A 6,484-nucleotide genomic window follows, 5' to 3' on the forward strand; every position below is an offset into this window, starting at 1 on the left:
GGTCCCGGCCCCTTCCGGTACGCCTCGCTCAGAAGCCCAGCTTGCGCAGCTGCTTGGGGTCGCGCTGCCAGTCCTTGGCGACCTTGACGTGCAGGTCGAGGAAGACCGGGGTGCCGAGCAGCGCCTCGATGTGCTTGCGCGACTTCGTGCCGACGTCCTTCAGCCGCTTGCCCTTCGGGCCGATGACGATGCCCTTCTGGCTGGGGCGCTCGATGTAGACGTTCGCGTGGATGTCCAGCAGCGGCTTGTCGGCCGGGCGGTCCTCGCGGGGCAGCATCTCCTCGACGACGACCGCGATCGAGTGCGGCAGCTCGTCCCGTACGCCCTCCAGCGCGGCCTCACGGATGAGCTCGGCGACCATGACCAGCTCGGGCTCGTCGGTGAGGTCGCCCTCCGGGTAGAGCGGCGGGCTCTCGGGCAGGAGCGGGGCGATCAGGTCGGCCAGCAGGCCGACCTGGCGGTCCTGGACGGCGGAGACCGGGACGATCTCCGCCCACTCGAAGCCGAGCTCCTCGCCCAGGCGTGAGACGGCCAGCAGCTGCTCGGCGAGGGTCTTGGAGTCGACCAGGTCGGTCTTGGTGATGATCGCGATCTTCGGGGTCTTCCTGATCCCCGCGAGCTCCTTCACGATGAACTTGTCACCGGGGCCGAGCTTCTGGTCGGCGGGCAGGCAGAAGCCGATGACGTCGACCTCGGCCCAGGTGGTCCGTACGACGTCGTTCAGCCGCTCCCCGAGCAGGGTGCGCGGCTTGTGGAGGCCCGGTGTGTCCACCAGGACCAGCTGGGCGTCGGGGCGGTGCACGATGCCGCGCACCGTGTGCCGGGTGGTCTGGGGGCGGTTGGAGGTGATCGCCACCTTGCTCCCGACCAGAGCGTTCGTGAGGGTGGACTTGCCCGCGTTGGGACGGCCCACGAAGCAGGCGAAGCCGGCCCGGTGGGGGGCCGTGTTCTCCGCCTGCCGCGCAGCGGCTTCAGTGTTCGGTCGAGCGCTCATGGCGCCCATTCTCCCCGATCCCGGCGGCGGTGGTGCACAGCAGGTCGCCGCCGTCCCCGTTCAGCCCGCGGAGACCGAGGCCCTGAGCGTCCCGTCGGGCCCGGCGAGCAGCACGGGTGTGTCCGGCCCGCCCAGGTCGCGTACGGCGGCCCGGTCCTGGTCGGAGAGGCCCTCGGCGCCGGAGACGACCGCGGCGGCCTCCAGCGAGGTGGCACCTCCGGCGACCGCCATGGCCACGGCGGTCTGCAGCGCGCTGAGCCGCAGCGACTCCAGGGCCACGGTGCCGGCCGCGTAGGTGCGCCCCGTCTCGTCGCGTACGGCGGCACCCTCCGGCACCTGGTTGCGGGCACGGACGCTGCGTGCCAGCGTGACGATCTTGCGGTCCTCGGGGCCGAGTTCGGCGCTCTCTGTCATGTGCTGAGCATACGGAGCCCGGGACCGCGCTCGCCGGGCCGCCCCCACGGGGTCACGGCCGGTCGAGCCGGAGGCGCTGTGCCTTCGGAAGACCGGCCACCACCAGGTCGTAACTGTCCTCGACGAGCTCGCGGACCATCGGCGCCGGGAGGTCCTCGACGGTCACGGTGTTCCAGTGGCGCTTGTTCATGTGCCACCCGGGGACGATCGCGGGGTGTTCCTCGCGGAGCCGCACCGCCTCGTCCGGGTCGCACTTGAGGTTGACCGTGAGCGGCCTGGCGTCCAGCGCGCTGAGGGCGAACATCTTCCCCAGGACCTTGAAGACCGATGCCTCGGGCCCGAAGGGGAACTCCTCGGTGCTCGCCTCGAACTCCAGGCAGAAGGCGCGCAGTTCCTGGGGCGTCATGCCTCTTGGGTCCCCTCCGGTTCCACCAGCACGGTGACGATCTTGTTGCGGCGGCCCGCCGGGGACTCCGCCGTCAGCCGGACCCCGCGTCCGTCCGGGAACGCGACGACCGCGGACGCCCCGGCGATCGGCACCCGGCCGAGCTCCTTGGCGAGCAGTCCGCCGACCGTCTCCACGTCCTCGTCGTCGTACTCGTCGAGGCCGAACAGGTCGCCGAGGTCGCCGAGGTCGAGACGGGCGGTGACCCGGTAGCAGCCGTTCTCCAGTTCCTGGACGGGCGGGATCTCCCGGTCGTACTCGTCGGTGATCTCCCCGACGATCTCCTCCAGGATGTCCTCGATGGTGACGACGCCCGCCGTGCCGCCGTACTCGTCGATGACGACGGCGACGTGGCTGCGGTCCTTCTGCATCTCGCGCAGCAGGTCCCCGGCGTTCTTGGTGTCGGGGACGAAGGAGGCCGGGCGCATCGCCGTGGAGACCAGGTCGGCCTCCGCGTCCCGGTTGATGTGCGTCTTGCGGACCAGGTCCTTGAGGTAGACGATGCCGACGATGTCGTCCTCGTTCTCCCCGGTGACCGGGATCCGGGAGAACCCGGAGCGCAGGGCGAGCGTCAGCGCCTGGCGGACCGTCTTGTACCGCTCGATGCACACCAGGTCGGTGCGGGGCACCATCACCTCGCGTACGAGGGTGTCCCCCAGCTCGAAGACCGAGTGCACCATGCGGCGCTCCTCGTCCTCGATGAGCGACTCCTGCTCGGCGAGGTCGACCATGGCGCGCAGTTCGGCCTCGCTGTCGAAGGGGCCCTTGCGGAAGCCCTTGCCGGGGGTCAGCGCGTTGCCCAGGAGGATCAGCAGCTGCGGGACCGGACCCATGATCCTGGCCAGCGGCAGCAGGACGTACGCGGACGCGGTCGCCGTGTTGAGCGGGTGCTGGCGGCCGATGGTGCGCGGTGACACCCCGATGGCGACGTAGCTGACCAGGACCATGACGGCCATGGCGACGGCCAGCGCCTGCCAGGTCCTGGCGAACTCCTGGAGGCAGGCGTAGGTGACCAGCACCCCGGCCGCCATCTCGCACGCGACCCGGACGAGCAGGGCCACGTTGAGGTAGCGGGTGGGGTCGGCGGCGACCTGCTCCAGCTTGGCGCTGCCGCGCCGCCCCGCCCGTACGGCCTCGGCGGCCCGGAAGCTCGACGTACGGGCGATCCCGGCCTCGGCGCAGGCCGCCAGCCAGCCGACGACGACCAGCAGGACGGCGCCGGAGAGAAGGCCCAGGCTCACGAGACGGTGGGGGCGGGGGACGGACCGGTCAGTCCGCGCTCACCGCGCCAGCCGTCGACGATCGCGGCCTGGAGGCCGAACATCTCGGCCTTCTCGTCCGGCTCCTCGTGGTCGTACCCGAGGAGGTGCAGCACCCCGTGGACGGTGAGGAGTTGCAGTTCCTCGTCCATGGAGTGCCCGGTCGGGGCGTCCTCGCCCTGCTTCTTGGCGACCTCCGGGCAGAGCACGATGTCACCGAGGAGCCCCTGCGGGGGCTCCTCGCCGTCCTTGGCCGGCGGACGCAGCTCGTCCATCGGGAAGGACATGACATCGGTCGGGCCGGGGAGGTCCATCCACTGGATGTGGAGCTGCTCCATGGCCGCGGCGTCCACCACGATCACCGACAGCTCCGACAGCGGGTGGATCCGCATCCGGGCCAGCGCGTAGCGGGCGATGTCGAGGACGGCCTGCTCGTCGACCTCGGTTCCGGACTCGTTGTTGACGTCGATCGACATGGTGCGCTGCGACTACTTCCCGTTGCGGCCGGTCGGGCCCTGTGCGTGGTCGTACTTCTCGTACGCGTCGACGATACGGCCGACGAGCTTGTGCCGGACGACGTCCTCGGAGGTGAGCCGGGAGAAGTGCACGTCCTCGATGCCTTCCAGGATCTCCTGGACCTGGCGCAGACCGCTCTTGGTGCCGCTCGGCAGGTCGACCTGCGTGACGTCACCGGTGACGACGATCTTCGAGTCGAAGCCGAGGCGGGTGAGGAACATCTTCATCTGCTCGGCGCTGGTGTTCTGCGCCTCGTCCAGGATGATGAAGGCGTCGTTCAGGGTCCGGCCCCGCATGTAGGCCAGCGGCGCCACCTCGATCGTGCCGGCGGCCATCAGCCGCGGGATCGAGTCGGGGTCGAGCATGTCGTGCAGGGCGTCGTAGAGCGGGCGCAGATACGGGTCTGTCTCTTATACACATCTCATGATGCGGCTGACCTGCTTGGACTGGAGGGCCTGGACGGCCTTCGCCATGGCGAGATAGGTCTTCCCGGTGCCCGCCGGACCGATCCCGAAGACGATCGTGTGCCGGTCGATGGCGTCCACGTACCGCTTCTGGTTGAGCGTCTTGGGACGGATCGTGCGGCCGCGGCTGGAGAGGATGTTCTGGGTGAGTACCTCGGCGGGGGTCTCGGCTCCGTCACCGCCGCCGTCGCCGCTCGCCCTGAGCATGGCGATCGAGCGTTCCACAGCGTCCTCCGTCATCGGCAGACCGGTGCGCAGCACCAGCACCATCTCGTCGAAAAGGCGCTGGACCAGGGCGACGTCCGCCGCGTCCCCGGTCGCGCTTATCTCGTTGCCCCGGACATGGATGTCGACGGCCGGGAACGCCGTTTCGATCACGCGCAGAAGCGAGTCCCCTGATCCGAGCAGCATCACCATGGGGTGTGCGGGCGGGACCGTGATCTGGGCACGCGCCTGTGGCCGTGTGGGTGAGTGAGTCATGGGCCGGCCCTCGGGCCTGCGCATACCTCCCGTTGAGGGACGTCGCCGGTCGACGTCCACCGGACTACCAGCGTACGTCGCCCGACCGGTGACACCGAGAGGTTTTACCCGGCCGCCGTCCGCCCTTCACTGCGGAAACCGATGGTGGGTACGGCCCGCCGCAGCGGCCAGGCCCGGGCGGCGGCGGGCAGCAGGTCCGCCAGGAAGGCGTACCGCTCCAGGGCGGCCGGGTCCTGGCCGGCACAGGTGCCCACCTGCTGCCACCAGGCGGCGACCTCCGTCCAGCCGGGCGCGGAGAGCGAGCCGCCGAACTCCTGCACCGAGAGCGCCGCGGTCAGCCCGGCGAAGGCGAGGCGGTCGGCCAGCGGCCAGCCGGCCAGGGTCCCGGTGACGAAACCGGCGACGAAGACGTCCCCCGCCCCGGTGGGGTCCAGGGCCTCCACCTCGATGGCGGGGACCTCGGCGGCGGTCCCGGTCGCCCCGTCCACCGCGTACGCGCCCTCGGCGCCCAGCGTGACGACGGCGAGCGGTACCCGTTCGGCCAGGGCGTGGGCGGCGGCACGCGGGCAGTCGGTGCGGGTGTAGCGCATGGCCTCCTCGGCGTTGGGGAGGAAGGCGAGGCAGTGCCCGAGGTCCGGCAGGGCGTCCAGGTCCCAGCGGCCCGTCTCGTCCCACCCGACGTCGGCGAAGATCATGGCGCCGTTGCGGGCCGCCGCGGCCACCCAGGGCTCGCTGCGGCCCGGGGTGAGCGAGGCGACGGCGGCGCGGGCCCGGGGCGGGCAGTGCGGGAAGGTGCGGCCCGGTAGCGGGGCGGTGGCCGGGGCGGGGGCCTCGTGGCCGTGCGAGACCATGGTGCGCTCGCCCTCGTACGCCATGGAGACGGTGACCGGCGAGTGCCAGCCGGGCACGGTGTGCGACATGGACAGGTCGATGCCCTCGCCCTGCGCGAGGGCGTCCCAGCAGTACTCGCCGTAGTGGTCGTCGCCGAAGGCGGCGGCCAGCGAGGTGTGCAGCCCGAGCCGGGCGAGCGCGGTGGCCATGTTGGCGACGCCCCCCGGACTGGAGCCCATGCCCCGGGCCCAGGACTCCGTGCCGCGTACCGGGGCGCTGTCCAGGCCCGTGAAGACGATGTCCAGGAAGACCGTGCCGGTGAGGAAGACGTCGCAGGCCGGGTCCTGGGGGGCGCGCAGCCCGAGCAGCGGGTCGATGCCTGGATTGTGAGTGTGCACGTGCGCCTCCCGGCCCCGACTGATCTGGACATGTGGATTCCGGCCAGTGTGCCCGATTCGGCGTACCGTCCGCCGGGCCCGCGCCGCCCCGGACACCACCCTCCGACCTGCGTAAACGTGGGCGACTACCCGATGGTGACGGCACTAAACACATAAGTGGTCCAGATCACAGCGGGTCGCCTTTCCGCCGACCGCGCACGCTTGATACAAATTGGCCCGCGAGCACCGTTCGGGACAGTTGACGACGAGTGCCGCGTCTCCCGCTTTTTCTGGCTTTCGCCTCCTTCGCGTCATCTCCGCTCCACCCTCCCCTGCCTTTTCCTGCCTCCTCGGCATGTCTTCAGGAACGCCCATGTCCTCGCGCCCTCGCGCCGCGTGGCCCCTGGTCGCCGTGTTCACCGCCGGCTACCTCGCCGCCTATCTGCTCCCCACTCTCGTCGGCCGCCTCGGCGTCCACCTGGAACTGACCACCGCTCAGGCCGGGGTGGTGGGCAGCGCCCTCCTGCTCAGCTCCGCCTCGGCCGGCTTCGCGCTGGCGGGACGCGTGGAGCGGTACGGGGCGTGCCGGACCGCGCGCGCCGGACTGGTCCTGGCCGTGCTGGGCTACGGCTGCGCGGCGCTGACCGGTTCGGTACCGCTGGTCGTCGCCGGTGTGGTGGCCGGCGGGCTCGGCTCCGGTACGG

Annotated in this window: 6 protein-coding genes and 2 pseudogenes; 1 reads left to right on the forward strand and 7 read right to left on the reverse strand. The window is 71.2% G+C overall.

The annotated features are described in order from the left end of the window. Positions 1 to 28 precede the first annotated feature (28 nt). The 7 genes and pseudogenes from era to IH13_RS0109180 form a co-directional block, all read right to left on the reverse strand. A complete protein-coding gene (gene era, locus IH13_RS0109150; RefSeq protein ID WP_199814621.1) occupies positions 29 to 1,003 on the reverse strand; it encodes a GTPase Era in 975 nt (324 codons plus the stop codon). 51 nt (positions 1,004 to 1,054) lie between these two features. Next, positions 1,055 to 1,408, reverse strand: coding sequence for a hypothetical protein (locus IH13_RS0109155; RefSeq protein WP_031082729.1), 354 nt, complete (start codon positions 1,406 to 1,408; stop codon positions 1,055 to 1,057). A gap of 52 nt (positions 1,409 to 1,460) precedes the next feature. Beyond that, positions 1,461 to 1,814, reverse strand: coding sequence for an MmcQ/YjbR family DNA-binding protein (locus tag IH13_RS0109160; RefSeq protein ID WP_031082731.1), 354 nt, complete (start codon positions 1,812 to 1,814; stop codon positions 1,461 to 1,463). Beyond that, positions 1,811 to 3,094 carry a hemolysin family protein gene (locus IH13_RS0109165; protein ID WP_031082733.1) on the reverse strand — a complete coding sequence of 428 codons (1,284 nt, stop codon included), beginning with the start codon at positions 3,092 to 3,094 and terminating at the stop codon, positions 1,811 to 1,813. Before IH13_RS0109165 ends, IH13_RS0109160 begins: the two co-directional genes overlap by 4 nt. Beyond that, a complete protein-coding gene (gene ybeY, locus IH13_RS0109170) occupies positions 3,091 to 3,588 on the reverse strand; it encodes an rRNA maturation RNase YbeY (protein ID WP_031082735.1) in 498 nt (165 codons plus the stop codon). The genes IH13_RS0109165 and ybeY overlap by 4 nt, the downstream gene beginning before the upstream one ends. Positions 3,589 to 3,600: 12 nt before the next feature. After that, positions 3,601 to 4,572: pseudogene (locus IH13_RS37070) on the reverse strand (PhoH family protein). A gap of 104 nt (positions 4,573 to 4,676) precedes the next feature. Next, the gene (locus tag IH13_RS0109180; RefSeq protein ID WP_031082736.1) at positions 4,677 to 5,801 is read right to left on the reverse strand and encodes a carbohydrate kinase family protein; all 1,125 of its coding nucleotides are present in this window, start codon (positions 5,799 to 5,801) and stop codon (positions 4,677 to 4,679) included. A gap of 352 nt (positions 5,802 to 6,153) precedes the next feature. Between IH13_RS0109180 and IH13_RS0109185 the strand changes: the two are divergent. Next, positions 6,154 to 6,484: pseudogene (locus IH13_RS0109185) on the forward strand (MFS transporter); the annotation flags it as partial.

Origin of the sequence: Streptomyces sp. NRRL WC-3549, from assembly GCF_000721935.1 — a bacterium.
In the GTDB taxonomy this organism is placed as follows: Bacteria; Actinomycetota; Actinomycetes; order Streptomycetales; family Streptomycetaceae; genus Streptomyces.